Below are 26,225 nucleotides of genomic sequence, written 5' to 3' on the forward strand. Positions count from 1 at the left end.
TCCAACCCGATATGCGCCCAGTTGATGGGCAAGGGATGGCGGCGAACATGAACCGGCGACCGGGTCCAAAGCAGAACGGCGTTCGCGCGCTGTACCTGATCTCCCTTTCCGCCCTCCCCGCTGCGCCGGGTTTCGCGCAAACGCAGCCTGCCGCCCCTCGTACGGCGATGCCCGACGCCTATCGTGATGACATCGTCATCACGGCGCGGCGCGATGCGGCCGACGATCCCGAGACTGAGCTCAGCGAGCAGGATATCGCGCGCTACGGCGCCAATACGATCGCCGACCTGCTGCACAATATCGGCCCGCTGATCGACGGTACGGGCACGCCGCCGATCGTCCTTGTCAACGGCAAGCGGATCGGTGGCGCGTCGGGGATAACCGGTTTTCCGCCGGAGGCGCTCGCCCGGCTGGCGATCCTGCCGCCCGATGCCGCGGCCAAATATGGCTATCCGGCGGACCAGCGCGTCGTGAACCTGGTCCTCAAGAACAAGTTCGCGAGCCTCGAAGGCGAAGTGGGGGCGACCTACGCCACCGCGGGTGGCCGCGACAGCGAGCGTGAATCGGCGAGCCGCGTGGTGATCGACGGCGCCACCTATTGGAACGCGCAAGTCCAGACCACGCGTGACAGCATGCTGTTCCGCAGCGCGCGGCCGCGGGCCGTGCCGCCCGACCCCGTCTACCTCGCCGGCTCGGTATCGGGCCCTGGCGGCCAGCCGATCGATCCGGCGCTCGACGCGATCGCGGGGCGCGCAATCCTCATCGCCGCTCCCCCGGCAGTCGCGTCGAGCCGACCGCCGACGCTCGCCGACTTCGCCGCTGCCGGCCCCCCTCGCACGACCGATCCCGATTCCGCTTATGCCCTGCTCCCCGGCGGGCGTTCGCTGGGCGTCAATCTTGGCGTAACGCATCCGCTCGGTAGCTTCACCGGATCATTGAACGTCAATGTGAGCACGGTCAGCAGCATCCAGCGACTGGGCTATCCCGATGCGTCGCTCACGTTGCCGGCGGGCAATCCGTGGTCGCCGTTCGGTGAGGCGGTGGTGGTCACGCCCGATCTGCGTGCGATCGGCCCGCTAGAAACGAGGCAGGATACCAAGACGCTGGCGGTGTCGGCGAGTCTCACCGGGGCGATCGGCCAATGGAACGCCAACCTGCTCGCCAATGTCGCGCAGAGCTGGTCGACGAGCCGGTTCGATCGCGGGCTCGATCTCCAGAACATCCAGCAGCGGCTCAACGCGTTCGACCCGACGCTCAATCCCTATGCGCCCCTGTCACGGGGATTGCTCCAGGTCGACCGCAGCCGGTCGCGGTTCGCCTCGGCCGATGCCAAGCTCGTCCTCGACCGTGCCGTGGCGAAGCTGCCCGCGGGAGCGCTCACCGTCAACCTGTCGGCGGGCATCAGCCGGATGACCGTGTCGAGCACCAGCGAAAGCGATCAGACCGCGCCCGTCGCGCCTGTTGCGCCTGGCGACCTTCGACGCACCCAGATCGACTTGCGCGCCTCACTCGCCGCGCCGCTGACCAAGCGCGGGGACAGCGCGCTGGGCGATCTTTCCGCCAATGCCGCGATCGGCGCCACGAAGGTGACCGGCAGCGCGACCCAGCGCCAGGTGGATGCCGGCCTGACCTGGTCTCCCGCGGCGCCCGTGCAGCTCTATGCCGGTTATTCTTCCGCCCAGATCGTGCCCGACATCGCGCAGCTCAACGGGCCGCGGATCGAGACGGTCATCCAAATCTACGATCCGATCCGTCAGGAAGTCGCGCAGCCGGTCTGGATCACGGGCGGCAATCCCGATCTGCGCCGCGGCACCCGGTCCAGCCTGACGCTCAAGGCGATGTGGCGGCCATTGGGCCGTTCATTGACCCTCGACCTCGGCTATCAGCGGCAAGTCTCGAGCGGCGGGATCGCGGCATTCCCGCAACTGACCCCGGCGGTCGAGGCAGCGTTTTCCGGCCGCATCGTGCGCGACGCGGCGGGACGGCTGATCGCGATCGACGCCCGGTTGATCAACATCGCGCGCGACGCCAGCGCGCAGCTGACGACCGGCTTCACCTGGCTGTGGTCGCCCGTCGCCAGGCAGTCGGCGACAAAGCCAAGCTCGCCTGCGGCGTGGCAGATCTCGCTGACGGTCAACCACAGCTGGCAACTCGAAAGCCTGCTCACTACCGATCCCCGGCTGCCTCCGCTCGACCGGTTGGGCGGGGCGGGCGGCCAGCCGCGGCATCTGGTTTCGATGCAATTGATGGCTGGCCGGTCCGGGCTCGGAGCGATCCTCAACGGCCAGTGGCAAAGCACCGCGCGGGTCGACAATCCTGCCATCGCCGACGGCGCGGGGGACCTGCGCTTTTCGGCTTTCGGCCAATTCACGCTGAGTTTCTTCGTGGAGCCGGCCAACCTGCTGAACCCCGGAAGTACCACGAAGAGTTGGGCATCGAACCTGCGACTGTCGCTCGACGTCCAGAATGTGTTCGATTCGTTCCAGCGCGTTACCCTGGCCGATGGCCGGACCGCGCCGGGTTATGATCGCTATGCGCTCAATCCGCTCGGGCGGACGGTGCAGCTAACAGTGCGCAAACGGTTCTAGGCGCCGTCTTCAGCTTCGGGGGCGTCAATCGATCAGCGCGTCGGCCGGTCGGTTCTGGGCGCGGGCGCGTTCGACCCGCTCCTGGCGCTCGGCCATGGCTTCCCATGCCGCTGCGGCGCGCAGGCAGCGATCACGGACATTGTCCAATGTCGCCGCGTCGGCATCCGCTTGCGCGGCGGCCGCATTTTCTCGAAAAGTATTTTGCGCCAAGGCGGTTCTCCGGCTTGGGGAAAGCGGCGGCGCTGGATCGCGCCGCCGTATCGATTTCACTTCAGGCGACGTTCTGCAGGTTGCAGGCCGCCATCTTGCCGTTCCTCGACGCTTCCAGCTCGTAGGATACGCGCTGGTTCTGCTCCAGCGTCGCCATGCCGGCGCGCTCGACCGCGCTGATATGGACGAACGAATCCTCGCCGCCGGCGTCTGGCGAGATGAAGCCGAACCCCTTGGCGGCGTTGAAAAACTTGACGGTGCCAGTGATGGCCATGAATATTTCCTTCGATTTCCGTCTTCTGGATGAAGACCTACCGCTTAAGGGGCAGGGAAAGAAGGAATGGGTGCCGCAGCGCCGAAAACCGTCGATATGCGACTCTAGCCGGGTTGATGTAGCGGGTCCTGCCCGAATTTGAAAGGGCGGCTCCAGAATCGCACTCAAATGTTGTCTTTTTGTCCAGCCGCGTGGGTTTTTAAAACGGATAATTTTGCGTGGGCGCGGCTTTTCGTTTCGGAAATAAGAAGAGGGCCGCGGTGTCTTCGACGCCGCGGCCCTCGTCCCCCTTTTAACCTTTGAACCTCCGATTCAGGCGACCTGCGCCGCCTCGACCTCGTCGGCCTCGCGCAGCACATAGCCGCGGCCCCATACGGTCTCGATGTAATTCTCGCCGTCGGTCGCCAGGCTGAGCTTCTTGCGCAGCTTGCAGATAAAGACGTCGATGATCTTGAGTTCGGGCTCGTCCATGCCGCCATAAAGGTGGTTGAGGAACATTTCCTTGGTCAGCGTCGTGCCCTTGCGGAGCGAGAGCAGCTCCAGCATCGCATATTCCTTGCCGGTCAGGTGGACGCGGGCGCCGTCGACCTCGACGGTCTTGGCATCCAGGTTCACCGCCAGCTTGCCGGTCTTGATAACCGACTGCGAATGACCCTTCGAGCGGCGGACGACGGCATGAATGCGCGCGGTCAGCTCTTCGCGGTGGAACGGCTTGGTGACATAATCGTCGGCGCCGAAACCGAACGAGCGCACCTTCGAGTCCATCTCGCTGATGCCCGACAGGATGAGCACCGGGGTCTGGACCCGCGCGGTGCGAAGCTTCTTCAGCACGTCATAGCCGTGCATGTCGGGCAGGTTCAAGTCGAGCAGGATGATATCGTAATCATAGAGCTTGCCGAGGTCCAAGCCCTCCTCGCCAAGGTCGGTCGTATAGACGTTGAAGCCCTCGGTCGTCAGCATGAGCTCGATGGCCTTGGCCGTGGTCGGCTCGTCCTCGATCAGCAACACGCGCATCAGCGAAATCCCCTGTCCCTCGCGGCAAGCTGCCCCCGTTGGCCGCCCACACTCGACATATTCCATTAACCTAAGCACATCTGAAGGACAAAGGTTAATTCTTCGCTAACCGGCCTGACTCCGCGAGTCGCGGCATGTCAATGTGATTCGCGAGCAGGTTAATGTCGCGTTTGCGACGCGCATAATTCCCTAAACCGGGCAGCCAGGAATTCAATCAGGAGTTCTACGCGAGCGGGCCGTAACGCACTCGGCGGCGTGACGAGATGAAGCGCGACCGACGGACCTTTCCAATCGGTGAGAATTGCTTCGAGCCGCCCCGCTGCAATTTCCTCGTCGACGATGAAATCGGGCAGGCGGGCGATCCCCAGCCCGGCATGGAGCAGCGGTAGATTGGCATCGCCATTGTCGCTGGTGAAGCGCCCGTTCGGCCGTACCGCGACTTCCTCGCCCGCCGGCCCGCGGAAAGTCCAGGTCGTGCTGGCGATATTGGCATAAGCGAAGATGTCGTGCTCGCCGAGTTCGAGCGGATGCTTGGGCCGTCCGCGCCGGTCGAGATAGAGCGGGGAGGCGACGATGCGCGTCTCGACCGGCGCGAGCCGCCGCGCGCGCAAAGAACTGTCGGGCAGATCGGCGATGCGCAGCGCGATGTCGAACCCCTCGGCGACGATATCGACCTTCGCGTCCGACAGCCTGAGGTCGATATGTACTCCGGGATGCTCGACCATGAAATCGGCGATGACGGGCGCGACATGGCGAATCCCGAATGTCAACGGTGCGGCGATGCGGATCAGCCCGGCCGGCGCCGTGGCGGCATCGTGCGCGCTCTCCTCGGCGGCTTGCCCCTCGGCCAGAATGCGCTGGGCATGCTCGCTGAGGCTTTCGCCGCTTTGCGTAAGGGTCAGCCGGCGCGACGTGCGGTGGAATAGCGACGTGCCGAGCGCTTGTTCGAGCCGGGTGATCGCCTTGGAGATGGTCGCCTTGGATACGCCCAACGCGTCGGCAGCGCCGCTGAACGAGCGGTGTTCCGCAACCGTGGCGAAGATCGCCCAGGCCTCGAAATCGGGTAGCTTCATAAGTCCTCCCCCGCGTGCGGGGAGGGGGACCGCGGGGCGGAGCCGCGCGGTGGAGGGGGCGGGCCTCGAGGGACTCGCTTGGGGCACGCCCCCTCCAACGAGCCGCTGACGCGTCTCGGTCCCCCTCCCCATGAAAGGGGAGGAACTTAGTTTAGGAAACGATTGGTTTCAATCGTTTCCATTTACGCGATGCCGATCATGCCTATCTTGGCGGCAACGAATGGAGGTTTTCATGACCGACACCAATATTGCCACCCGTATCGAGCGCCGCGCTTTCGACAGCCTGGGCCACGCCGATCACGGCTGGCTCAAGGCGCGGCATCATTTCAGTTTTGCCGATTATTACGACCCCAAGCGCATGAGCTGGGGCGCCATCCGCGTGTGGAATGACGACGAGATCGGCCCGAACTCGGGTTTCCCGCCGCACCCGCATCGCGACATGGAAATCATCACCTATGTCCGCAAGGGCGCGATCACGCACCAGGACTCGATGGGCAATGTCGGCCGCACCGCGGCAGGCGACGTCCAGGTGATGAGCGCCGGCACCGGCGTGCGCCACGCCGAATATAACCTCGAACCCGAATCGACGACGCTCTTCCAGATCTGGATCGAGCCCAAGCGGCTCGGCGGCTCGCCGTCCTGGGGTGCCAAGCCGTTTCCCAAGGATGACCGTTCCGGCAAGTTCGTCACGCTGGCCAGCGGGTTCGCCGAGGATGACGGAGCCTTGCCGATCCGCGCCGACGCCCGCGTAATGGGCGCCACCGTCAAGGCCGGCGAGAGCATCAGCCACGCAGTGGGCGAGGGGCGTCACGCCTATCTCGTTCCCGCGACCGGCGCGATCGAGATCGACGGCGAGCGCTACGAGGCGCGTGACGGCATCGCGATTTCCGGCGGCCAGACCGTGGAGATCAAGGCGCTAGACGATGCCGAACTGGTCCTGGTCGACGCCGATTAATCCCCCCGAGCCGGCGCGGCGTTCCTCCCAACGCGCCGGCCCGGCCCCCTCCCTGACCCCCGGGGAGGGGGCTTCCCATCACCAACTGAAGGAGTCCCCCGATGACCAAGGTTCTTGTCCTCTATTATTCCTCTTACGGCCATATGGAGCAGATGGCCGATGCCGTCGCCGAGGGCGCGCGTAGCGCCGGCGCCGAAGTCGATATCCGCCGCGTTCCCGAGACCGCGCCTGCCGAAGTCGCCAAGGCCGCCGGGTTCAAGGCCGACATCTCGCATCCGGTGATCGAGGGTATCGATAAGCTCGCCGAATATGACGCGATCATCGTCGGTTCGCCCACCCGCTTCGGCCGTATGTCGAGCCAGATGGCCTCGTTCCTCGATCAGGCTGGTGGCCTGTGGATGCGCGGTGCGCTCAACGGCAAGGTCGGCGCGGCCTTCACCTCTACCGCGACCCAGCATGGCGGCCAGGAAGTGACGCTGTTCTCGATCATCACCAACCTGCTGCATTTCGGACTGACGATCGTCGGGCTCGATTATGGTTTTGCCGGCCAGATGGGCGTGAAGGAAGTGCACGGCAATTCGCCTTACGGCGCCAGCACGATCGCCGATGGCGATGGCAGCCGCCAGCCGAGCCAGAACGATCTCGACGGTGCCCGTTATCAGGGCCGCCGCGTTGCCGAAGTCGCGGCTAAGCTCGCCGCCTGAACCGGCTGAGTCCCTAGCCCGATCGCTCCGCCTCCCTTATGGTCGCAACCCGGCCATAGAGGAGGCGGACGATGCTCAGGGCGACGATTGCCGCGATCGCGATATTTGCCGTTTCGCCGGCGGGCGCGACCGATGCGCCGGCGACCGGCGCCAATGTCCGTAACGTGAGCTACGCTCAGGGTTCGTACCGCCAGACCGGTCCGCACAGCTGGGCCGAATTCGATCTGGCCGGCAAGCAGACCAATGCCTTTGTCGAGGATGCGCGCGACGAATGGTCGGTCTTCCTGTTCGATCCCGCGCGCAACGTCCGCGTCCAGATCGACCTCTATCGCAAGAAGATTCGCTATACCGAAAATGGCGGGTTCTATGCCGATCTCTATGACGTGACCGGAGCGGCGGCGGGTGTCGGCGCCGCTGCGGTCAAACCGCCGGTGCGTACATCCCCGTCTCTCGCATCTTCGGACGGCTTCTGGAACAACAGCCCGGTCCGCTATGGCGTCGGCGCCGCCGGCGGCGACAAGGCCGGGGTGCTGCGTGGCGTGGAGGGTGGCGCGATCGCGAGCCAGGGCGACGCCAACCTTCGCTGTCCCGAAGCGGCGCGCGCCGTCAACGGTACCTGGAACGGCCAATGGCATCAGGGGCAAGGCGGCTTTCCCGGTCTCTGCCTGGTGCGGTTCGAGCACTAGAGCATCAAGCTCCAAAAGGGCGGCCTGACCGACCTTCGGCTATTATGCGAAATCGGTCGAGCAACTGAGCGCGCGCCATCGGTCGAGTTCCTCCAACCGCGCGCGGTCGCTTGCTTCGATCGCTTCGACCGCATCCTTGCCGAGTGGCAGCCGCAACGGCGGATTTTCGCCGTTTACGACGTCGAGCACGGCCTTCGCGCCGCGCCGGGGATCGCCGGGCTGGTTTCCGTCATAGGCGCGCTGCATCCGCGCCGCGGCACCGACCACCGCATCATATTCCGGCCGCCCCGCCTCGATCGTGGTCGAGGATCCGGCGAAATCGGTGCGAAAGCCACCGGGTTCGATGATCGTCACCCGCACACCGATCAATGCCATCTCGCCGGCCAGCACTTCGGAGAATCCCTCGACTCCCCATTTCGCCGCCGAATAGGCCGAGCGCCCTGGCGCACCGCGGCGTCCGCCGACTGACGAGAATTGCACGATATGGCCCTGGCGGCGTTCGCGCATGTGCGGGATGACGGCCTTGGTCATGATGATCGTGCCGAACAGGTTGGTTTCAATCTGGCGGCGGTAGGAATCGAGCGAAGTGTCTTCGACCGATCCGATATCGCCATAGCCGGCATTGTTGACCAGCACGTCGAGCGCGCCGAATTCGGCGATGGCAGTTGCGACCGCATCACGCGCGTGGGCCTCGTCGGTTACGTCCAGCGGTGCGGTTACCAGCCGGCCGGGGCGGCCGTCGCCCAGGCCGACGAGCTGGGCGGTGTCGCGGGCGGTGGCCAGCAGGCTGTCGCCCGAGTCCAGGATCGCTTCGCATAAAGCACGGCCGAAACCGCGGGAACTACCGGTCACCAACCAGCTTCGTGTCATCGGATCACCTCTTCGATTGGAAAGGCTCAAGCGGACAGCGCCGCCGCCTGCAGGACGGCGTCGGCGAAATCCTTGGGCGCTTCTTGCGGGAGATTGTGCCCGATGCCGCCCGAAACCAGACGGTGGGCATAGCGGCCGGTAAATTTCGCTGCATAGGCCGCCGGGTCAGGATGCGGTGCGCCGTTGGCGTCGCCTTCCATCGTGATCGTCGGAACCGCGATCGCCGGTCCCTGGGCCAGGCGACGCTCGAGATCGTCGAACCTCGCTTCGCCCTGTGCCAGCCCCAGCCGCCAGCGATAATTGTGGATGGTGATCGCGACATGGTCGGGATTGTCGAGCGATTTGGCCGAGCGATCGAAGGTCGCGTCGTCGAACTCCCATTTGGGCGAGGCGGTGCGCCAGATCAGCTTCGCGAAATCGTGACGGTTGCGCTCGTAGCCCAGCCGGCCACGCTCGGTGGCGAAATAGAATTGATACCACCAGGCGAGCTCGGCGGCTGGCGGCAAGGGCGCCTCGTTCGCTTTCTGGCTGCCAATCAGATAGCCGCTCACCGACACCATTGCCTGGCAGCGATCGGGCCATAGAGCCGCGACGATGTTCGCGGTGCGCGCGCCCCAATCGAACCCTCCGATCACGGCACGCGGAATCTTGAGCGCGTCCATCAACGCGATGACGTCGCGGCCAAGCGCCGCTTGCTGGGCGTTGCGCGGGGTGTCGGCCGAACGGAAGACGGTGCCGCCATATCCGCGCAGGAACGGGACGATGACGCGATAGCCTGCGCGCGCCAGCAGCGGGGCGACTTCCGCAAAGGCGTGGATGTCGTAAGGCCAGCCATGAAGCAGGATCACCGGCTTGCCGCTCCTCGGCCCGACATCGGCATATTCGATGCTGAGGTCGCCGGCGGCGATACGCTGAAGACCCGACCAGGCCTCCACCGATGACGCGGCCGCGCGGGCGAGTCGCGGCAGCCCAACCTGGCTGGCTACTCCCGCGACGGCGGCGAATCCCAACAGACTGCGACGATCGGTGAGCAAAGCGGACATCGGCTTCTCCTATAAAAGCGTATACGATTAGATCGTATGCGATCAGATATTCTATACGGGTGATGTATGTCAACCCTTCCGATTTAATCGCATGCGATCTATATCTTCCGGCGTCTGTTCCGTGAAAGGACGATTGTGAACGACCAGCCCGCGCCGACCATGCCAAAACTGGCGGATTTCCTGTGTTTTGCCGTCTATTCGGCTAATCTCGCTTATGGTCGCGCCTATAAGCCGATCCTCGATGCGCTCGGCGTGACCTATACTCAGTGGATCGCAATCGTCGCTCTGTGGGAAGAGGATGGATTGACGGTCGGCGCGCTGGGCGAGCGGCTGTTCCTCGAATCGAACACGCTAACGCCGATCCTCAAGAAGCTCGAGGCGCTGGGCTATGTCGTGCGGCGCCGCGACCCCGCCGACGAGCGGCAGGTCATCGTCACCTTGACTCCTGCGGGGCGGGCATTGCGCGAGACGGGCGCGCAACGCACCTTGGTCCAGGCCGCGGGCCTGACACCCGACGACTTCCGCCGGCTGCAGCGCGATGTTACCCGGCTCCGCGATAATCTGATCCGGAGCGTCGATCCTGCCGTCGTCGACTCCGAGCCCGCCTGATCCGAAAGGACCCGCTCATGACGCCTTTTCCCGCCGACATCTTCACCGAGCCGACTGATGTCGACCCCGACACGCTCGCCAATCTCGGCCCGTTGCGGCGGCTCGCCGGCGGTTGGGAAGCGCGCAGGGGCGTCGACCTCAATCCCAAGGCGGAAGGTCCCGAACGCCGCGAGTTCATCGAGCGGATCGACTTCCAGCCGATCGATCCGCAAGCCAATGGCCCGCAGCTCTTCTACGGCCTGCGCTATCACATCCACATCACCACGGCCGAAGAGGACATCACCTTCCACGACCAGGTCGGTTATTGGTTATGGGAGCCCGCCACGGGGCTGGTGATGCAGACGCTGGCGATCCCGCGCGGCCAGGTCGCGCTCGCCGCCGGCCATGCCACCGCCGATGCCGACACGATCACGGTCGATGCCGAGCGCGGCCAGACCCAATATGGCATCTGCTCGACCGCCTTCCTCGAATATGCGTTCCGCACCGACCATTACCGCGTCACGATCACGTTCAACCCAGACGGGTCGTGGAGCTATGTCACCGACACGACCCTCGCGGTCCATGGCCAGGACAAGCCGTTCGCGCATCGCGATCAGAACACGTTGGTGCGGATCAGCGATCCCGTCCCCAATCCCTGGGCACAGATCATCGCGGCGCGAAGGGCGCAAGGGGCGAAAGCCTGAACGGGCCTTGCCCTTTTGGTCAGCGAAGGCGGGGTAGCGGAGGAAGGCCGGGCCGTCTGTCTCGCGGCGCTTGCTGGGCCAGCATCCCGCTCACGGCGCGCCGTACCGGGGGCAGCCGGGCGCCCAACCCGATCGCGATATCGCGTGCAGCTCCGGCCAATGGGCGGTCGTCGGTGAACAGCCTCACGATCAGGTTGGTGGCGCGATACAGCGGCAACGTCGCGGCCCGGTGGCCGGCTTCGAACCTGCGCAGCAAGAGCGGGTGGCCGACATCCCCACCGCGCGCGACCGCCGCCGCAAGCAGGCCGCCCAGCCGGTCGACTCCGGAAAGTCCGAGGTTGAAGCCGTGCGCGGTTACCGGGTGCATGCCGACCGCGGCATCGCCGACCAGCGCCGCGCGAGTTGCCGTGAAATGCCGAGACCAAGTGGTGGTCAGGGGATAGATATGGACGGGCGAAATCGCGCGCATCGCGCCGAAGCGTCCGAAAAACCGCCGTTCGAGTTCCTCGCCCAGACGCTCGGGAGGGAGCGTCGCGACCCGTTTGGCAGCGCCGTCGGCCAGCGTGAGAACAGCGGAGGATTGTCCTTCGCTCAGCGGGAGCAGCGCGACGGTCTGACCGTGACCGAACCATTCGGTCGCCACGCCATGATGGGCGATCTCATGCTCCACCCGGCAAACCAGCATCGATTTGCCCAGCCGAGTGCAATCGGCCGCGATGCCGAGTTGATCGCGCACGAACGAGAAACGCGAATCCGCGCCGACGATCAGGTCGCCGCTGACCTGCGTGCCGTCGTCGAGCACGACACGCACGCCCTCGCGCCGTGCCGTCAACTCGGTGACCCCTACACCGCAATGCAAAGTCAGCCGAGGAAGGTCGGCGACCGCGTCGTACAGCGCGCGGCGAATGAGGTGATTGGCGACCAGATAGCCCAAGCGGTCGCTATCCGCCGCGTCGGGCGCGAATGACAGTGCCTGTGTCGATTGCCCGTTGAGCACTCGCGCCGCTCGCAACGGGTAAACTGCATCTGGCGGAATGAGTTGCCATGCGCCCAGCGCTTTCAGGATAGCTACCGAACGATGCGTCAGCGCGATATCGCGCCCGTCCGAAGCGGGGTCTGCCAGCGCATTGGTCGGCTGGCGCTCGACGATGGTAACCCGCGCGGTGGTCGCAGCGAGGCGCCCGGCCAGCGCCAGGCCGGCCGGCCCGCCGCCGATGATGATGACGTGATTGCGCACTGTCGGCTCCTTCGAGAAAAGCCGATTAAAATGCGCGAGGGCGACTGCCCTTGAGCCCGATCAAGGATTTTCGATCGGTCGGTCTCGCCCGGGGCGTCAGCCCGCCGGCGCTTTCGGTCCGTCCTTGGTCGCCTCGACCAGCGAATCCCCGCCGAGAGCGCGATAGAGCGTGACCAGGTTGCTCGCCCGAATGAGTTGGGTGTTGATCAGCGTTTGTTGCGCCGAATAATAAGAGCGCTGCGCGATGAGGCTGTCGAGGTAGGAATCGATCCCGCCGCGGTAGCGCATGTCGGTCAGCTTGTAATTGTCCGCCGCGGCATCGCGCAGGTCGCGGGTGGCGGCGAGTTGGGCGGTCATCGTGCCGCGCCGTGCCAGCGCGTCGGCGACTTCGCGAAAGGCGGTCTGGATGGTCTTTTCATAGGTCGCCAGCGCGGCGTCGCGTTGCGCCTTGGTCACGTCGACATTGGCCTTGCCGGCGCCGGCGCGGAAGATCGAATAGCTCGCCGCGCCCCCGGCCTGCCAATTGAACGCGCCGCCGGTAAACAGTGAGCCCAGCGCATTGCTGACGAAGCCGGCCAGGCCGGTCAGGCTTATCTTCGGAAACAAGGCCGCGCGGGCCGCTCCGATCTCCGCATTGGCTGCGCGCAACTGATATTCGGCCTCGACCACATCGGGCCGCCGCAACAGGATCGACGAATCGAGCCCAGCGGGGAGTTCGGCCAAGGTCGCGCCGGCCTCGTCGATCGAATTGGGCAGGCTGGCGGGATCGACGGGGGCGCCGATCAGCAATTGTAGCGCGTTGACGTCCTGCGCCAGCGAGGTCGTCTGCTGGGCGACGTCGGCTTTGGCGGTGTCTAACGTCAATTGCGCCTGGCGCAGATCGGTACGCGGCGCGATCCCTCCGTTGAGGCGTTTCTGCGTCAGTTCGACGCTGATCTGGGCACTGGCCGCGGTGTCCTGCGCGATCTTGAGCAGGCTCTTGTCCGAGGCATAGGTCAGCCATGCGTCGGCAATGTCGCCGATCAAGGTCAGCCGCGTCGCGCGCGCCGCCGCCTCGGTCGCGAAATAGCTGTTGAGTGCGCGGTCGGATTCCGAGCGGATGCGCCCGAACAGGTCGACTTCGAACGCGTTGATGCCGACATTGGCGTCGAAGCTCGACTTGGCGCCGGTCGCTCCCTGACCACCGCGGAAAGTGGCGCCGGCATTGGCGTCGACCTCGGGCAATAGCTCGGCGCGCTGGATACGGAACTGGCCCCGCGCCGCGGCGATATTGGCGGCGGCCACGCGCAGGTCGCGATTATTGGCCAGCGCCTGGACGATCAGTGCCTGCAGCCGCGGGTCGCGGAAGATGTCCTGGTAGCGCACGGTCGGCAGCGCCGCTTCGCTGGTGCGCAGATAGGCGTCGCCGACCGGCCAGCTCTGCGGCACCGGTGCCGCCGGGCGCTCATATTTGGGCGCGAGCGAACACGCGGTCAGGCTTGCCATCGTCGCCACGGCGGTCAGCTTGCGGATCATGCCGTCGCCTCCGGTTCCGCCGGCGGCGGAGCCGGGTGCTCGTGGTGAAGATGCTTCAGCGCGTCGCGCGTCGTGCGGCGGACCAAAACGAAGAACAGCGGGATGTAGAATACCGCCAGGATCGTCGCGGTCAGCATGCCGCCGATCACCGCGGTGCCGATCGCGACGCGGCTGTTGGCACCGGCGCCGGTCGCGATGGCCAGCGGCAGCACGCCGAAGATGAAGGCGAAACTGGTCATCAGGATCGGGCGGAGACGAATGCGCGCTGCTTCCAGTGCCGCCTCGATCACGCGCTTGCCCGATTTCTCCGCCTGCTCGGCGAACTCGATCATCAGGATCGCGTTCTTGGCGGCCAATCCCATCGTCGTGAGCAGGCCGATCTGGAGATAGACGTCGTTCTGCAACCCGCGCAGCGTCACCGCGAACACCGATCCGACCAGCCCGAGCGGAATGATCAGCAGCACGGCGATCGGGATCGTCCAGCTCTCGTAGAGCGCGGCCAGGCACAGGAACACGACCAGCAGCGACAGTCCGTAGAGGATCGGCGCCTGGCCCGAGGACAAACGCTCCTGGTACGATGCGCCGCTCCATTCGATCGAGGTTCCCGGGATCTTGGCGGCCATCTCCTCGATCCGCTTCATCGCGTCGCCCGAGCTCTTGCCCGGCGCCGACTGGCCGGAAATCTCGTAGGAGGAAATGCCGTTGAAGCGGCTGAGCGAGGTCGGCGCGTTCGACCAGGAGATCGTCGCGAAGGAAGAGAAGGGTACCATCTGCCCGTTCGAGCCGCGGACGTACCATTTGGCGATGTCCTCGGGCGACGAGCGGTAGGGCGCATCACCCTGGACATAGACGCGTTTGACGCGGCCACGGTCGTTGAAGTCGTTGACGTAGCTGCCGCCCCAGGCCGTCGACAGGGTGGCGTTGACGCTCGCCTGGGTCAGTCCCAGCACCGACAATTTCTGGGCATCGGTATCGACCTTGAGCGTCGGCTGGTCGGGCAAGTCGCTTGGACGCACCGCGGCAAGCGTCGGGTCCGCGCGCGCGTCGGCCAGCAATTGGTCGCGTGCGGCCCGGAACTGGTCGCGAGTCAGGCCGCCGGTATTCTCCAGCTCCACAGTGAAGCCCGACGATTGGCCGAGGCCGCGCACCGCGGCGGGCACGGTGGCATAGAATTCGACGTCGCGCAGCGCGCCCAGCGCCTTGGTCGCACGGTTGGTGATCGCATCGGCGCCGTTCTCGCTGCCCTTGCGCTCGCTCCAATCCTTCAGCGCGACGAAGCCGCGTCCGGCATTCTGGCCGCCGCCACCGCCGCCCCCCGTGCCGGACACGGTTAATATGGCGGCCGTGTTCTTGCCTTCGGTCTTGAGGAAATAATCCTCGATCGTCTTCTGCGCTGCCTGGGTGCGGTTGATCGTCGCGCCCGCTGGCAGGTTGAACTGGATCTGCGCAAAGCCCTGGTCCTCGGTGGGCAGGAAGCCGGTCGGCAGCCGCACGAACAGGATTACCAGTATCGCGATGACGCACGCATAGATCGCCAGGAACAGCCATTTGCGGTCGACGACCCTGCTCACCCGGTCGGTGTACCAATTCACCATTCGCTCGAAATTGGTGTTGAACCAGTCGCGCGCCTTTTCGGTGTGGCGATAGACCCAGCCGTCGTGGCGCTCCTGTTCCTTGCGCTTGAGCAAGGTCGTTGTCAGGGCCGGGGTCAGGATCAGCGCAACGACCACCGACAGCACCATCGCCGACACGATCGTCAGCGAGAATTGGCGATAGATCACGCCGGTCGATCCGCCGAAGAACGCCATCGGCAGGAACACCGCCGACAGCACCAGCGCGATCGCGACCAGGGCGATCTGGATCTCGCTCATCGACTTGATGGTGGCGTCGCGAGGAGACATCCCCGGATTCTCTTCCATCACGCGCTCGACATTCTCGACCACGACGATGGCGTCGTCGACCAGCAGGCCGATCGCGAGCACCAGACCGAACAGCGTCAGCGTGTTGATCGAAAAGCCGGCGACCGCGAACACGCCGAACGTCCCGAGCAGGACGACCGGCACCGCGATCGTCGGGATCAGGGTCGCGCGCCAGCTCTGCAGGAACACGAACATGACGATCACGACGAGGACGATCGCCTCGAACAAGGTCTTCACCACGTCCTCGATCGACAATTTGATGAAGGTCGTCGAGTCGTTGGGGAAATCGTAGGCGAAGCCTTGCGGGAAGTTCTTCGACTGGGTCTCGATCTCTTTCTTGACCAGTTCGGCGGTGGTCAGCGCGTCGGCGCCGGGCGCCAGGCTGACCGCGATGCCGGCCCCGGGATGGCCGTTGACCCGGCTGACGATCGCGTAGCTTTCCGAACCGAGCTCGATCCTGGCGACATCGGACAGGTGAACGGTCGACCCGTCGGGCTGTGTCTTGACGACGATGTTGGCGAATTGCGCCGGGGTCGACAAGCGCGACTGCGCGGTGACGGTCGCGTTCAGCATCTGATCGGGGCCGCTCGGAACACCGCCGACCTCGCCCGCCGCGACCTCGGCATTCTGCGCGGTGATCGCGGTCGTGATGTCGGCCGGCACCAGGCTGTAGCTTTGCAGCTTGTCCGGGTTGAGCCAGATCCGCATGCCATATTGCGCGCCGAACACATTGGTATCGCCGACGCCGGGGATGCGCCCGATCGAGTCCTGCAGGTTGGACACCAGATAGTCGGACACGTCGAGGTTCGTCTTCTGGTCGGTGGTGTCGTAGATCGCCGCGATCAGCAGGAAGTCGGGGTTGGACTTGGTTACCGTCAGGCCCTGTTGCTGGACCTGTTGTGGCAGGCGGCTCAGCGCCTGCTGAACCTTGTTCTGGACCTGGACCTGCGCGATGTCGGGGTTGGTCCCCTTCTGGAACGTCGCGCTGATCGTTACCTGGCCGCGCGACGACGAGTTCGAGCTGAAATAGAGCAGGCCATCGATTCCGGTCAGCTGCTGCTCGATCACCTGGGTAACGCTGTTTTCCAGCGTGACCGCGGACGCGCCCGGATAGCTCGCGCGGATATTGACCTGGGGCGGCGCCACGTCGGGGAATTGTTCGACCGGCAGCGTGAAGATGCTGCCCAGGCCGACCAGCATGATGATGATCGCGATGACCCAGGCGAAGATCGGCCGGTCGATGAAGATGCGCGACATGGGCTCAGCCGTCCGTGCCGGTGCGCTTGCCCCCTTGCGGCGCTCCGATCTTTTGCGGCGTGCCCGCGGGTACCGCCTTGACCGGCTGGTTGGGCTTCAGCTTGCCGATCCCCTGGGTGATCACCTTGTCGCCCTGTTTCAGGCCGCCGGTCACTACCCAATTGGTGCCGACCGTTCGCGACGTGGTGATGTTGCGCGGGACCGCCTTGCTGTCGGCGCTCAGCACATAGACCTGGGCATTGCCCTGGGGGTCGCGCGTCACCGCGGTCTGCGGGACCAGGAACGCATTGGGGTCGCTCGCCTGGGCGAAGTCGGCGCGGACGAACATACCGGGCAGCAGCAGCCCTTGCGGATTGGGGAAACGCGCGCGCAGGGTCACCGTGCCGGTGGCCGGATCGACCGTGACTTCGGAGAATTCGACGCTGCCGACATAGCCATAATCGCTGCCATCCTCGAGCTTCAGATGAACTTCGGCCTTGGTCGGCACCGCGCCTCCGCCGGCAAGCGCGCGGCGCAGGCGCAGCAAGTCGGCGGAGCTTTGCTGGATATCGACATAGATCGGGTCGAGCGCCGAAATAACGGCCAGCGGGTCGGTCTGGTTGTTGGCGACCAGCGCACCTTCGGTGAACAGCGAGCGGCCGATCTTGCCGCTGATCGGGGCGGGCACGGTGGTGAAGCGCAGGTTGATCTTGGCCGTGTCCAGCGCGGCGCGGTTCTGGGCGACGGCGGCATTGGCCTGGCGCGCCGCGGCGGCGGCGTCGGTGTAATCCTGCGCGGCGACCGCTTGCTCCTTGGCCAACGGGGCATAGCGATCGGCCTTGACCCTGGCCGCTTCGGCACTGGCCTGCGCGCTCGCGAGATTCGCCGACGCCTGGTTGGCCGCCGCGCGATAGAGGCTGGGATCGATCTGATAGAGCGGCTGGCCCTTTTTCACGAACGACCCTTCGGTGAAGAACCGCTTGCGGATGATGCCCGATACCTGAGGCCTCACCTCGGACGTCTGATAGGCGCTGGTGCGTGCGGCAAGTTCCGTGACCATCGGCACGCTGGACGGCTGGATCACGATATAGCCGACTTCGGGAGTACCCTGCTGGCCGTGCCGGCCGCCCTTCGCGGCATTGTCGCGCGCGCCGCATGCGCTCAGCGCGAACAGGCCGATCGATGCGGCGGCGAGGGCGGACCGCGCCACCCGACGATGGGGGAGAAAAGGCATGGGGCGGCTGATGGTTGCCCGATCGGTGCGTGTCAAACGCCGGATTGTCGCAAATTTTATCAGCTGCGAACCTTTATCCAGCTATTTGGCAGCGATCAGGACCCGCATTTGCGCGGTCCTCGCGTTCGACAATTGCACAATATAGGTTCCGGGCTGGAGGTCGAAATCGACGATCTTGCGGATCCCCGAACAGGGCGCCCCTTCCATATGTCCGGCCGAAGTCAACGGCTTGCCATCGCGCACCAGATCGACCCATGCGCCGTTCTGCAACACGATGCGATAGGTTCCGGCTGCCGCCACGGTCACGTGATAGACGCCGCCAAAGGTGCCGGCGGCGGGCTTGCGCGCGAGCGGCACGGGGAAAGTCACGCTGTCGATCGGCTGCAGGGTCAGCGCGATAGTCTTGCCCGGCGCGATCGCATCGGCGGTCATGCCCGGCGCCGCACTCCATGCTTCGAGCCCAGCCGGCGGCGCGACGGGGGCGGCGCAGACAGGCGCGGCAGTGGCGGGCGACGCCTGCAGCAACAGGAGGGCGAACAGACTGGCGATCATCGCGCGCGACTCCAAATCGTGGACCCGATGGTCCTAGATCGCTGTCGAATGACGCGCAAACGGATCGGCGATCGAGATATCGAAATGCGTGTTCATTTCGGCCAATGCGGCGACGCTGTCGCGATTGGCGATAGCCTGGGCCAGCCGGCGGTGCTGGTCGAGGATCGCCGCCCGCTGGTCGGCGGAGCTGTGGGCACGCCAGGCGGCCGGCACTTCGGCGGTCATCACCGATTCGAACGAGCGAATGATGGTATAGAGCAGCACATTGCCGCTGGCCTTGGCGATCGCCTGGTGAAAGGCGATATCGTGTTGGGTCAGGGCGTCTAGATCGCCGCCATGCGCCGTCATCGCCTCTGCATGGCCGACGATTGCACGCGCATCCGCATCGCTGCGACGGATCGCGGCGAGCTCGGCGGTACGCAATTCCAAAGTGCGTCGGACATCCCAGATTTCGCCGAGGGTAACTTGCGCGGTGGCGACAGCGTGGTCGAATGACGTCGACAACACCGACCCGTCGATTGCCGCGACGCGTGGCTTGCGGCCATTGCCGACATCGATCTGACGCAAGGCCGCCAAGGTAGAGAATGCCTCGCGCATCACCGCGCGGCTGACTCCCAGCCTGTCGGCGAACGCCCCCTCGCCAGGTAAGGTGTCGCCGACCTTCAGGTCGTGTTCGCGGATATGGTCGCGTACGGCCCGTACCGCGTGATCGACCAACGATCCGCTGTCAATGGCACGAACCCCCTCGCTCATGCGGCCGGAGGATGCGCGCGATACCGGATCGGTGCAACCCGTGATAGCGCCAGGGGAAGTAGCGAGGCGATCGTCTTGGCGGGACCGTAGGAGCACAATTACCGCCGAACTCGACTGGCCGTGTCCATGTGCCGGTTATACAGTGGTTAGCGCGCCAGAAGGTGCAAGATGGGGGAACAGGTGACGCTATCCAGACGTCTCGCTATGGTCCTTGCGATCGCAGGTTATGCGGCACTTGCGGGATGCGCGACGCCGATGAATCCGCCGCGCGCGACGGTCTTGGTGCCGGCAGCACCAATCCTGCCGCCACCGCCGATCCATGCCAATGGACAAGTGCTGTGGAGCATCGTCAATGGTAAATGCGTTCCCGACCAGCAGGCAAACGCCAAGCCCGACCCCTGCGCCGAGATCGCGATCGCTAGCGGCGTCGACAAGGGCTATGCCGTGCTCAAGGACCGCGTCGGCGTCAGCCAGTATCTCGTCATGCCGACCCGGCTCATCACCGGCATTGAAGATCCGCGGCTCCTGGCGCCAGGCGCGACCAATTATTTCGACGCCGCCTGGCGCGTCCGCGGCCTGGTCGATCAGCGGCTCGGCACGACATTGACCCGCGACGATGTCGGCATCGCGGTCAATTCGATCTACGGGCGCAGCCAGGACCTCTTGCATCTCCATGTCGATTGCCTGCGGATCGACGTACGAGACGAACTCCACCACCAGCTTGCCGCGGTCGGGCGTCGTTGGTCGGCACCGATCACGCTTGGGGGACAGCGGTATTACGCGCTGCGCATCCAAGGCAACGACCGCGTACCGATCGATCCGTTTCGCGCGCTGGCCAGTGGCTTGAGGGTGCCGCCGGCCGAAATGGGGGCGTGGACCCTGGTCCTTGCCGGCGCGACCTTCAAAGACGGTCCAGGCTTCGTCTTGCTCGCGGCGCGCGCAGACCCGGCCGGCGGATATGACGGGTCGGGCGAAGACATCCAAGACCACCAATGCGCAGGGCGCGGCGCCGCAAAGTAAGCGCCGCCCGAGCCGCGTTGACCCTTCGCCAATATTATGGCACGCATAGTGCCAATAAATGCGGCGAGGGAGATGGCCATGGAGGTATTGCGAACGCCGGACGAGCGCTTCGCCGGTCTGGCCGATTATCCGTTCGCGCCACATTACCTGATGGTGACCGATGCCGACGGCACCGAATTGCGCATCCACTATGTCGATGAAGGCCCCCGCGACGCCGCGCCGATCTTGCTGATGCACGGCGAGCCGAGTTGGTCGTACCTTTATCGCAAGTTCGTCCCTATCCTCGTTGCGCGCGGGCACCGGGTGATCGCACCCGACCTGATCGGGTTCGGCAAGTCCGACAAGCCGGCGGCACGAAGCGATTACACCTATGAGCGCCATGTCGCCTGGATGAGCGACTGGCTTGCCGCGCTCGACCTTACCGACATCACCTTGTTCTGCCAGGACTGGGGCGGGCTGATCGGCCTGCGGCTGGTCGCGGCGTTTCCCGATCGTTTCGCGCGTCTGATCGTGTCCAACACCGGGCTGCCGGTCGGAAGCGGATCGTCCGAAGGATTCGATGCCTGGCTCGCATTCAGCCAGAACGTGCCGCAATTCCCGGTCGGCTTCATCGTCAATGGCGGCACCACGCGCGACCTGACCGCCGCGGAGATCGCAGCCTATGACGCGCCGTTTCCTGACGAAACCTACAAGGAAGGCGCGCGCCAGTTCCCGACCTTGGTGCCGATCACGCCCGATCACCCGTCGGTCGCCGAAAACCGCACTGCCTGGGCGGTCCTCGAACGGTTCGAGCGACCGGTGCTTACCGCGTTCGGGGACAAGGACGCCGTGACCAAAGGCGGCGAACGAGCCTTCATCGATCGCATTCCGGGCGCCAGGGGGCAGCCGCACCGGATCATCGCCGGTGGTGGGCACTTCATTCAGGAGGACGCGCCGGAGGAATTGTGCGGCCTGATCGACGATCTGATTCGCGCCGACACGGGCGTCGCGGCATGAACGTCGTCAACGCGGTATTCCCGCCGGCGGAACAGGCGGCGGCGTTCTTCGGCGGCGCCGAGGACGGTCCGTTCGTGATGGTCAATTTGCTCAAGTTCAAGGAGCGCGCCGACTACCCTGACGGCAGCGACGCCGCCCTCTCGGGGCGCGAAGCCTATGCCCGCTATGGTGCCGGCGTCCAGGCGTGTCTGGCCGCAGTGGGCGGCAAGCAGATCTATGCAGGCGCCGTCACCGAGCTGATGCTGGGTGAGGTGGACGAGCTCTGGGACATGGTGGCCCTGGCACAATATCCGTCGCGCGCCGCGATGATGGCGATGGTCCAGTCGCCGGAATATCAGGCGATCGAGAAGCACCGCGTCGCGGGCTTGGCCGGGCAGCTCAACATTCGGACCAAGCCGATCGGCTGATGTTTGGCGTCCTTGCTCCCCTCCCTGCAAGGGAGGGACTGGGGGTGGGTGCGAGCGTCCGCGCGCCCTATATGACTCAATAACTGAACGCTAAACCCACCCCTTGATCCCGCCCCCTTGCAGGGCGGGGAACCTCTACCCGATCGGCGGCCGCGTGAACTCCACACCGCGCGACCCGGGGGCCAGGCTGAACATCATTCCGTCCTCGCCGACCATTATCGGCCCGTCATAGAGCTGCCGCGCGTCGCCCAGGAACGCCGGATACATCAGTCGCGACGGCATCTGCGGGATGACGTGGCTGAACACCACAAAGCGGACCCCCGCCGCCTGCGCCTCGCGCGCGACCGCTTCGGGCGAGGCATGATAGCTCAAGATGTCGCGCGTGATCTGCGCGGTGCCGGTGATCCCGCGCCGGGTCAGGGCCGCGGTCACGAGTTTGACCAGCTTGGGTTGCAGACCCTCGTGAACCAGCAGGTCAGTCCCGCGCGCGGCGGCGACCAACGCGGGGCTCGTGGTCGTGTCGCCGCTCACCACCACCGACCGTCCTTTATAGTCGAAGCGATAACCAACCGCCGGGTCGACCGGCCCGTGATCGACGCGAAAGGCGGAGACGCGCAAACCATCGGCATCGAACACGACGACGCGATCATTCGACCCGCGTGGGGGAATGGCGAAGGGGCGGGCGATCCCGCCCGCGCCGGACGGCGGTGCGATCACCGGGCCGTGATGCGCGGTGCGATAGCCCGAATCGAGCGCATAAGCGGCGTCGAACCCGGCCACCACCCGCTCGACGCCCGGTGGGCCATAGATGGGCAGCGGGCTGGTCGCGCCATTGCCGGTCCAGCGCAGCAGCATCATCGGGCCCAGCCCGTCGATATGGTCGGAATGGAAATGGGTCAGGAACACGCCCTCGATCCGGCCATTCGGTATCCCCATCAGCACGATATTGCGCGCGCCGCCTTCGCCCGAATCGACGACGAAAATGTGCTTGCCTGCGATGATCACGGTGCACGCTCCCGCTCGGGTCGGGTCGGGCAGGGGGGAACCGGTCCCGCACAGGGCGACATGCAGTCCGTCGCCCAGCGACGCCGTCCGGTCCAGACCGGCACGTTCGTCGAGCGCGGCGCGCAGCAACGTCGCGCCCGCTTGCCGCTCGAACGACGCCATACCGGCGACTGCCGCGAGAGCCGCCGCGATCGCGACGACGAACCTTTTGCGCATCCCCTTTTTCCCTTCGACGGCAGGATGGGCGTATATTTTGGCATAATCAATGCCGAAACATTGCGCTGGGCGCGGCGGCTGCTAAAGTGGGCAAAACAGGGGAGGGATCGGATGCGTAATATCGTCCGCGTTGCCGTGGGTCTGGTCGGACTATTCAACGTCGTGCTGGGACTCGGATTCCTGCTCGATCCGGCGCAAGCCGGTCTGCGCTTTTTCCTGACCTCCTTGGGAACGCAGGGCATGGCGACGATGCGTGCCGACTTCACTGCATTCTTCGTGACCGGCGGCGTCTTCGCGCTTGCTGCGGCGTGGCGGGCCTGGCGCCTGCCGTTGCTCGTCCCGCTTTGCTTGCTGTCGATCGCCATCGTCGGACGCACGATCAGCCTCGTCGCCGATGGAGCGCCGACGATCGCCTTTCCTCCGATGGCGGCCGAAGCGATCATGATCGCGTTGCTCGCACTGGGCTGGCGCACGTTCGAGGCGGAGCGCAACCGATGAAGACATGGGCTAAATGGACGCTCGGCACGGTCGGGGTGATCGGCCTGGCGGGGTTCGCCGCCAAGGATTACGTGTTCCTACACTTGCCCGGATGGATCGCGCCGCACGTTGCCGACAACCGTCCGGTCAAATGGCAGCCTGGTCCGACGACCGCCGCGGTGCCGGCCGACAAACGGCCGCCCAATATCGTGCTGATCGTCGCGGACGACCTCGGCTATAACGACATCAGCTTCAACGGCGGCGGCGTCGCCGGCGGGCTGGTCAAAACTCCGAACATCGATTCATTGGGACGTGGTGGCGTCAGCTTCCCCGACGGCTATGCCGGCAATGCCACCTGCGCGCCCAGTCGAGCGGCGTTGATGACCGGGCGCTATCCGACCCGCTTCGGCTATGAATTCACGCCTGCCGAGGTTCATCCACCCGCTTGGTTCCCGTCTCGCCTGATCCGCACCGACGCCGCGTTTTCCCGCACCATCGCCAATTTCAAGACTGATTGGGAACACAAGACGATCTTCGACGAGGACGCCGCACGCGCCCCGGCGACGGTCGCCGACAAGGGCGTCCCGAGCAGCGAGATCACCATCGCCGAACTGCTCCGAACGCGGGGCTATCACACCATGCATCTCGGCAAATGGCACCTCGGCGACGCCAAGGGCATGCGGCCGGAGGACCAGGGATTCGACGAAAGCCTGGGTTTCATGATCGGCGGGCAGATGTACCTCCCGGAAAACAGCCCCGACGTCGAAAACTCCAAACAGGATTTCGACCCGATCGACAAATTCCTATGGGCCAATCTGCCGTTCAGCGTTCAATATAATGGCGGCGAGCGGTTCCGGCCGGCGCGCTACATGACCGACTATCTGACCGACCAGGCGATCGCGGCGATCGGTGCCAACCGCAACCGGCCGTTCTTCCTCTATCTCGCCTATAACGCTCCGCACACGCCACTCCAGGCGCTCAAGGCCGATTACGACGCGCTTCCGCAGATCGCCGACCATCGCTTGAGGGTCTATGCCGCGATGATCCGGGCGCTCGATCGCGGCGTCGGACGGGTGATGGCGACGCTCAAGGCGCAGGGGCTCGACCAGAACACGTTGGTGATCTTCACCAGCGACAATGGCGGCGCGCATTATATCGGGCTGCCCGACATCAACCGGCCCTATCGCGGGTGGAAAGCGACCTTCTTCGAAGGCGGGGTGAAGGTGCCGTTCTTCATGCGCTGGCCGGCGAAGATACGCCCGGGCACCAGTGTCGCGGGTCCGGTCAGTCATTTCGATATCTTCTCCACCGCAGGCGACGTAGCCGGTGCCGCATTGCCCAAGGATCGCGCGATCGACGGAGTCGACCTGATGCCGTTCGTCGAGGGTAAGAAGACCGGTACGCCGCACAACACCCTGTTCTGGCGCAGCGGCCCGTATCGCGTGGTGCGCGACGGCGACTGGAAGCTGCAACTGCTCGATCTGCCGCACGTGGCATTGCTGTACGACATGAAGGCCGACCCGACCGAACGGCACGATGTCGCAGCGCTCCATCCCGATGTCGTAGGGCGGCTCAAGGGACTAATTGCCCAACATGATCGCGAGAGCGTAAAGCCGGCGTGGCCGTCGTTGATCCGCACGCCGATCGCGATCGATCGGCCGCTCGGCACCAAACCCCGGCCGGGCGAAACCTATATCTACTGGTCGAATTGATGAATCCACCCGACGTCTTGCCTGCCGACGGCCGCCGCCTCCGCTCCCAGAACAGCCGAAACGCCATCGTCGCGGCAATGCTCGAACTGGTTGCCGAGGGGCGGATCACGCCGAGCGCCGAGGAAGTGGCGTCGCGTGCCGGGGTCGGCCTGCGCACGGTGTTTCGGCATTTCTCCGACATGGAGAGCCTCTACGCCGCGATGACCGGGCGGTTGGCCGAACATTACGAGATGTGGCTGATCCCGTTCGATTCGGTCGAGTGGCAAGGCCAGCTGGTCGAGGCGATCGAGCGGCGGACGGCGACTTATGAACGCCTGCTGCCGTTCAAGCGCGCGGGCGACGCGCATCGCCACATGTCGCCGGCGATCCAGGCCGAACATGTCCGCATGCTCGGCATGATGCGGCAGCGGCTGCGCTCTTTCCTGCCGCGCGAAATCACCGACGACGTGGTGCGGTTCGAGACGATCGACCTGATGCTGAGTTTCGAAGCCTGGCAGCGGTTGCGCGACGAGCAGGGCCTGTCGGTCGACGTGGCGCGTCGTATCGTCCTGCGCGAAGTGTTGCGATTGGCCGGTGCGGAGAACTCGGCCGCGGCGGATTGACGCGCGCGCGAGTCCCTAGCCCTCCCCGTCCAGCGCGCGCTGCATGTAGATTGTATCCAATATCCGACCGAACTTGCGGCCGACGCCGATCATCCGGCCGGCGTGAACGAAGCCGCATTTCGCATGAAGTGCGACGGATCCGGGCTCGCTGCCGCCGATCACGGCGATCATCTGGCGAAATCCCGCGCGCCGCGCCGCCTCGACCAGCGCGGGCAGCAAGCGTGATCCTATCCCGCGGCCGAGCTGATCGGGCGCCAGATAGATGCTATTCTCGCACGTCTCGGCATAGGCCGGTCGGTCGCGAAACTGGGTCGCATAGGCATAGCCGACGATGACGCCGTCATGCTCGGCGACCAGGAACGGCCATCCGCGCGCGGTGATCGACGCGATCTTGTCGTGCCACGAAGCGGCATCGGGCGGGTCGATGTCGAACGTCGCGGTCCCATGCAGCACATGATGCGCATAGATCGCCGCGATCGAGGCGGCATCGTCGGGTCCGACGGGGCGGATGGAGGGATCGGTCATGGCCGCAAATTCGCAAGCTGTCGCACGGGACGCAACCGCCGATATCCTCTGCGTCGCCACTGGTTCGGGCGGCGGCGCCACGCCGCGCTCGATGCGGCAAAGCAAAATTA

At 65.3% G+C, this 26,225-nt stretch carries 26 protein-coding genes; 12 read left to right on the forward strand and 14 right to left on the reverse strand.

Going from position 1 to position 26,225, the window contains the following annotated elements:
- The first annotated feature begins 167 nt into the window (after positions 1 to 167).
- Positions 168 to 2,588: a TonB-dependent receptor gene (locus tag Q0L25_RS14185; protein ID WP_296615297.1), complete on the forward strand. Its 2,421-nt coding sequence runs from the start codon at positions 168 to 170 to the stop codon at positions 2,586 to 2,588.
- 24 nt (positions 2,589 to 2,612) lie between these two features.
- Here Q0L25_RS14185 and Q0L25_RS14190 read toward each other — a convergent pair whose 3' ends face one another.
- From Q0L25_RS14190 to Q0L25_RS14205, 4 genes are all read right to left on the reverse strand, one after another.
- Positions 2,613 to 2,798, reverse strand: coding sequence for a hypothetical protein (locus tag Q0L25_RS14190; RefSeq protein ID WP_296615300.1), 186 nt, complete (start codon positions 2,796 to 2,798; stop codon positions 2,613 to 2,615).
- Between the two features lie 61 nt (positions 2,799 to 2,859).
- Entirely contained in the window at positions 2,860 to 3,072 is a 213-nt protein-coding gene (locus Q0L25_RS14195; RefSeq protein WP_296615302.1) for a cold-shock protein, read from the reverse strand.
- Positions 3,073 to 3,384: 312 nt separating this feature from the next.
- Entirely contained in the window at positions 3,385 to 4,086 is a 702-nt protein-coding gene (gene ctrA / locus Q0L25_RS14200; protein ID WP_066827241.1) for a response regulator transcription factor CtrA, read from the reverse strand.
- Between the two features lie 158 nt (positions 4,087 to 4,244).
- Positions 4,245 to 5,159 carry a LysR family transcriptional regulator gene (locus Q0L25_RS14205; protein ID WP_296615305.1) on the reverse strand — a complete coding sequence of 305 codons (915 nt, stop codon included), beginning with the start codon at positions 5,157 to 5,159 and terminating at the stop codon, positions 4,245 to 4,247.
- Positions 5,160 to 5,391: 232 nt separating this feature from the next.
- Here Q0L25_RS14205 and Q0L25_RS14210 point away from each other — a divergent pair, with 232 nt between their 5' ends.
- The 3 genes from Q0L25_RS14210 (at position 5,392) to Q0L25_RS14220 (ending at position 7,504) form a co-directional block, all read left to right on the forward strand.
- Positions 5,392 to 6,114, forward strand: a complete 723-nt coding sequence (locus Q0L25_RS14210; RefSeq protein WP_296615307.1) for a pirin family protein — start codon at positions 5,392 to 5,394, stop codon at positions 6,112 to 6,114.
- Positions 6,115 to 6,215: 101 nt separating this feature from the next.
- Positions 6,216 to 6,818 (forward strand): NAD(P)H:quinone oxidoreductase, encoded by a 603-nt coding sequence (gene wrbA / locus Q0L25_RS14215; protein ID WP_066586544.1) that lies wholly within the window; start codon positions 6,216 to 6,218, stop codon positions 6,816 to 6,818.
- A gap of 71 nt (positions 6,819 to 6,889) precedes the next feature.
- Positions 6,890 to 7,504 (forward strand): hypothetical protein, encoded by a 615-nt coding sequence (locus Q0L25_RS14220; protein WP_296615310.1) that lies wholly within the window; start codon positions 6,890 to 6,892, stop codon positions 7,502 to 7,504.
- 42 nt (positions 7,505 to 7,546) lie between these two features.
- On the opposite strand, the gene Q0L25_RS14225 is transcribed toward Q0L25_RS14220, so the two are convergent.
- Together Q0L25_RS14225 and Q0L25_RS14230 are read right to left on the reverse strand one after the other, a co-directional pair.
- On the reverse strand, positions 7,547 to 8,374 hold the full coding sequence (locus Q0L25_RS14225; RefSeq protein ID WP_296615312.1) for an oxidoreductase: 828 nt from the start codon (positions 8,372 to 8,374) through the stop codon (positions 7,547 to 7,549).
- 26 nt (positions 8,375 to 8,400) lie between these two features.
- Positions 8,401 to 9,417 (reverse strand): alpha/beta hydrolase, encoded by a 1,017-nt coding sequence (locus Q0L25_RS14230; protein ID WP_296615314.1) that lies wholly within the window; start codon positions 9,415 to 9,417, stop codon positions 8,401 to 8,403.
- A 135-nt stretch (positions 9,418 to 9,552) separates the two neighbouring features.
- Here Q0L25_RS14230 and Q0L25_RS14235 point away from each other — a divergent pair, with 135 nt between their 5' ends.
- Entirely contained in the window at positions 9,553 to 10,026 is a 474-nt protein-coding gene (locus Q0L25_RS14235; RefSeq protein WP_367184140.1) for a MarR family winged helix-turn-helix transcriptional regulator, read from the forward strand.
- Positions 10,027 to 10,043: 17 nt separating this feature from the next.
- Positions 10,044 to 10,709 (forward strand): heme-binding beta-barrel domain-containing protein, encoded by a 666-nt coding sequence (locus tag Q0L25_RS14240; RefSeq protein WP_296615316.1) that lies wholly within the window; start codon positions 10,044 to 10,046, stop codon positions 10,707 to 10,709.
- Positions 10,710 to 10,728: 19 nt separating this feature from the next.
- Here the strand turns inward: Q0L25_RS14240 and ubiM are convergent, their stop codons facing one another.
- The 6 genes from ubiM to Q0L25_RS14270 form a co-directional block, all read right to left on the reverse strand.
- Positions 10,729 to 11,946: a 5-demethoxyubiquinol-8 5-hydroxylase UbiM gene (gene ubiM, locus Q0L25_RS14245; RefSeq protein ID WP_296615318.1), complete on the reverse strand. Its 1,218-nt coding sequence runs from the start codon at positions 11,944 to 11,946 to the stop codon at positions 10,729 to 10,731.
- Between the two features lie 96 nt (positions 11,947 to 12,042).
- Positions 12,043 to 13,461: an efflux transporter outer membrane subunit gene (locus Q0L25_RS14250; protein WP_296615319.1), complete on the reverse strand. Its 1,419-nt coding sequence runs from the start codon at positions 13,459 to 13,461 to the stop codon at positions 12,043 to 12,045.
- Entirely contained in the window at positions 13,458 to 16,637 is a 3,180-nt protein-coding gene (locus tag Q0L25_RS14255) for an efflux RND transporter permease subunit (protein WP_296615322.1), read from the reverse strand. The genes Q0L25_RS14250 and Q0L25_RS14255 overlap by 4 nt, the downstream gene beginning before the upstream one ends.
- Positions 16,638 to 16,641: 4 nt before the next feature.
- Positions 16,642 to 17,850, reverse strand: coding sequence for an efflux RND transporter periplasmic adaptor subunit (locus Q0L25_RS14260; protein ID WP_296615324.1), 1,209 nt, complete (start codon positions 17,848 to 17,850; stop codon positions 16,642 to 16,644).
- Positions 17,851 to 17,931: 81 nt separating this feature from the next.
- Positions 17,932 to 18,402, reverse strand: coding sequence for a hypothetical protein (locus Q0L25_RS14265; RefSeq protein ID WP_296615326.1), 471 nt, complete (start codon positions 18,400 to 18,402; stop codon positions 17,932 to 17,934).
- Positions 18,403 to 18,435: 33 nt separating this feature from the next.
- Positions 18,436 to 19,155, reverse strand: a complete 720-nt coding sequence (locus tag Q0L25_RS14270; RefSeq protein WP_296615327.1) for a FadR/GntR family transcriptional regulator — start codon at positions 19,153 to 19,155, stop codon at positions 18,436 to 18,438.
- Between the two features lie 204 nt (positions 19,156 to 19,359).
- Here Q0L25_RS14270 and Q0L25_RS14275 point away from each other — a divergent pair, with 204 nt between their 5' ends.
- From Q0L25_RS14275 to Q0L25_RS14285, 3 genes are all read left to right on the forward strand, one after another.
- Positions 19,360 to 20,175 carry a CDP-diacylglycerol diphosphatase gene (locus Q0L25_RS14275; protein WP_296615329.1) on the forward strand — a complete coding sequence of 272 codons (816 nt, stop codon included), beginning with the start codon at positions 19,360 to 19,362 and terminating at the stop codon, positions 20,173 to 20,175.
- A 78-nt stretch (positions 20,176 to 20,253) separates the two neighbouring features.
- Entirely contained in the window at positions 20,254 to 21,171 is a 918-nt protein-coding gene (locus tag Q0L25_RS14280; RefSeq protein WP_296615332.1) for a haloalkane dehalogenase, read from the forward strand.
- Positions 21,168 to 21,578 carry a DUF1330 domain-containing protein gene (locus Q0L25_RS14285; protein WP_296615333.1) on the forward strand — a complete coding sequence of 137 codons (411 nt, stop codon included), beginning with the start codon at positions 21,168 to 21,170 and terminating at the stop codon, positions 21,576 to 21,578. Before Q0L25_RS14280 ends, Q0L25_RS14285 begins: the two co-directional genes overlap by 4 nt.
- A 135-nt stretch (positions 21,579 to 21,713) precedes the next feature.
- On the opposite strand, the gene Q0L25_RS14290 is transcribed toward Q0L25_RS14285, so the two are convergent.
- The gene (locus Q0L25_RS14290; RefSeq protein WP_296615335.1) at positions 21,714 to 22,799 is read right to left on the reverse strand and encodes an MBL fold metallo-hydrolase; all 1,086 of its coding nucleotides are present in this window, start codon (positions 22,797 to 22,799) and stop codon (positions 21,714 to 21,716) included.
- A 111-nt stretch (positions 22,800 to 22,910) separates the two neighbouring features.
- Here Q0L25_RS14290 and Q0L25_RS14295 point away from each other — a divergent pair, with 111 nt between their 5' ends.
- Genes Q0L25_RS14295 through Q0L25_RS14305 form a run of 3 tightly spaced genes read left to right on the forward strand, consistent with a single transcriptional unit; the run spans position 22,911 to position 25,590 of the window.
- Positions 22,911 to 23,297: a hypothetical protein gene (locus tag Q0L25_RS14295; RefSeq protein ID WP_296615339.1), complete on the forward strand. Its 387-nt coding sequence runs from the start codon at positions 22,911 to 22,913 to the stop codon at positions 23,295 to 23,297.
- Positions 23,294 to 24,988 (forward strand): sulfatase-like hydrolase/transferase, encoded by a 1,695-nt coding sequence (locus Q0L25_RS14300; protein WP_296615340.1) that lies wholly within the window; start codon positions 23,294 to 23,296, stop codon positions 24,986 to 24,988. Before Q0L25_RS14295 ends, Q0L25_RS14300 begins: the two co-directional genes overlap by 4 nt.
- Complete coding sequence (locus Q0L25_RS14305) at positions 24,988 to 25,590, forward strand: TetR/AcrR family transcriptional regulator (RefSeq protein WP_296615342.1); 603 nt, start codon at positions 24,988 to 24,990, stop codon at positions 25,588 to 25,590. Before Q0L25_RS14300 ends, Q0L25_RS14305 begins: the two co-directional genes overlap by 1 nt.
- A 15-nt stretch (positions 25,591 to 25,605) precedes the next feature.
- Here the strand turns inward: Q0L25_RS14305 and Q0L25_RS14310 are convergent, their stop codons facing one another.
- Positions 25,606 to 26,115 carry a GNAT family N-acetyltransferase gene (locus Q0L25_RS14310; protein ID WP_296615343.1) on the reverse strand — a complete coding sequence of 170 codons (510 nt, stop codon included), beginning with the start codon at positions 26,113 to 26,115 and terminating at the stop codon, positions 25,606 to 25,608.
- Positions 26,116 to 26,225: the final 110 nt, after the last annotated feature.

This window comes from Sphingomonas sp. (assembly GCF_024508665.1).
GTDB lineage: Bacteria > Pseudomonadota > Alphaproteobacteria > Sphingomonadales > Sphingomonadaceae > Sphingomonas.

Bases quoted from the DNA above. Each gene is read 5' to 3' on its own strand.
- Q0L25_RS14265 (WP_296615326.1), bottom strand. From the start codon at position 18,402: ATGATCGCCAGTCTGTTCGCCCTCCTGTTGCTGCAGGCGTCGCCCGCC.
- Q0L25_RS14305 (WP_296615342.1), top strand. From the start codon at position 24,988: ATGAATCCACCCGACGTCTTGCCTGCCGACGGCCGCCGCCTCCGCTCC.
- wrbA (WP_066586544.1), top strand. From the start codon at position 6,216: ATGACCAAGGTTCTTGTCCTCTATTATTCCTCTTACGGCCATATGGAG.
- Q0L25_RS14255 (WP_296615322.1), bottom strand. From the start codon at position 16,637: ATGTCGCGCATCTTCATCGACCGGCCGATCTTCGCCTGGGTCATCGCG.
- Q0L25_RS14295 (WP_296615339.1), top strand. From the start codon at position 22,911: ATGCGTAATATCGTCCGCGTTGCCGTGGGTCTGGTCGGACTATTCAAC.
- Q0L25_RS14225 (WP_296615312.1), bottom strand. From the start codon at position 8,374: ATGACACGAAGCTGGTTGGTGACCGGTAGTTCCCGCGGTTTCGGCCGT.
- Q0L25_RS14250 (WP_296615319.1), bottom strand. From the start codon at position 13,461: ATGATCCGCAAGCTGACCGCCGTGGCGACGATGGCAAGCCTGACCGCG.
- Q0L25_RS14185 (WP_296615297.1), top strand. From the start codon at position 168: ATGCCCGACGCCTATCGTGATGACATCGTCATCACGGCGCGGCGCGAT.
- Q0L25_RS14275 (WP_296615329.1), top strand. From the start codon at position 19,360: ATGGTCCTTGCGATCGCAGGTTATGCGGCACTTGCGGGATGCGCGACG.
- Q0L25_RS14290 (WP_296615335.1), bottom strand. From the start codon at position 22,799: ATGCGCAAAAGGTTCGTCGTCGCGATCGCGGCGGCTCTCGCGGCAGTC.
- Q0L25_RS14300 (WP_296615340.1), top strand. From the start codon at position 23,294: ATGAAGACATGGGCTAAATGGACGCTCGGCACGGTCGGGGTGATCGGC.
- Q0L25_RS14230 (WP_296615314.1), bottom strand. From the start codon at position 9,417: ATGTCCGCTTTGCTCACCGATCGTCGCAGTCTGTTGGGATTCGCCGCC.
- ctrA (WP_066827241.1), bottom strand. From the start codon at position 4,086: ATGCGCGTGTTGCTGATCGAGGACGAGCCGACCACGGCCAAGGCCATC.
- Q0L25_RS14280 (WP_296615332.1), top strand. From the start codon at position 20,254: ATGGAGGTATTGCGAACGCCGGACGAGCGCTTCGCCGGTCTGGCCGAT.
- Q0L25_RS14240 (WP_296615316.1), top strand. From the start codon at position 10,044: ATGACGCCTTTTCCCGCCGACATCTTCACCGAGCCGACTGATGTCGAC.
- Q0L25_RS14220 (WP_296615310.1), top strand. From the start codon at position 6,890: ATGCTCAGGGCGACGATTGCCGCGATCGCGATATTTGCCGTTTCGCCG.
- Q0L25_RS14270 (WP_296615327.1), bottom strand. From the start codon at position 19,155: ATGAGCGAGGGGGTTCGTGCCATTGACAGCGGATCGTTGGTCGATCAC.
- Q0L25_RS14195 (WP_296615302.1), bottom strand. From the start codon at position 3,072: ATGGCCATCACTGGCACCGTCAAGTTTTTCAACGCCGCCAAGGGGTTC.
- Q0L25_RS14205 (WP_296615305.1), bottom strand. From the start codon at position 5,159: ATGAAGCTACCCGATTTCGAGGCCTGGGCGATCTTCGCCACGGTTGCG.
- Q0L25_RS14285 (WP_296615333.1), top strand. From the start codon at position 21,168: ATGAACGTCGTCAACGCGGTATTCCCGCCGGCGGAACAGGCGGCGGCG.
- Q0L25_RS14260 (WP_296615324.1), bottom strand. From the start codon at position 17,850: ATGCCTTTTCTCCCCCATCGTCGGGTGGCGCGGTCCGCCCTCGCCGCC.
- Q0L25_RS14310 (WP_296615343.1), bottom strand. From the start codon at position 26,115: ATGACCGATCCCTCCATCCGCCCCGTCGGACCCGACGATGCCGCCTCG.
- Q0L25_RS14210 (WP_296615307.1), top strand. From the start codon at position 5,392: ATGACCGACACCAATATTGCCACCCGTATCGAGCGCCGCGCTTTCGAC.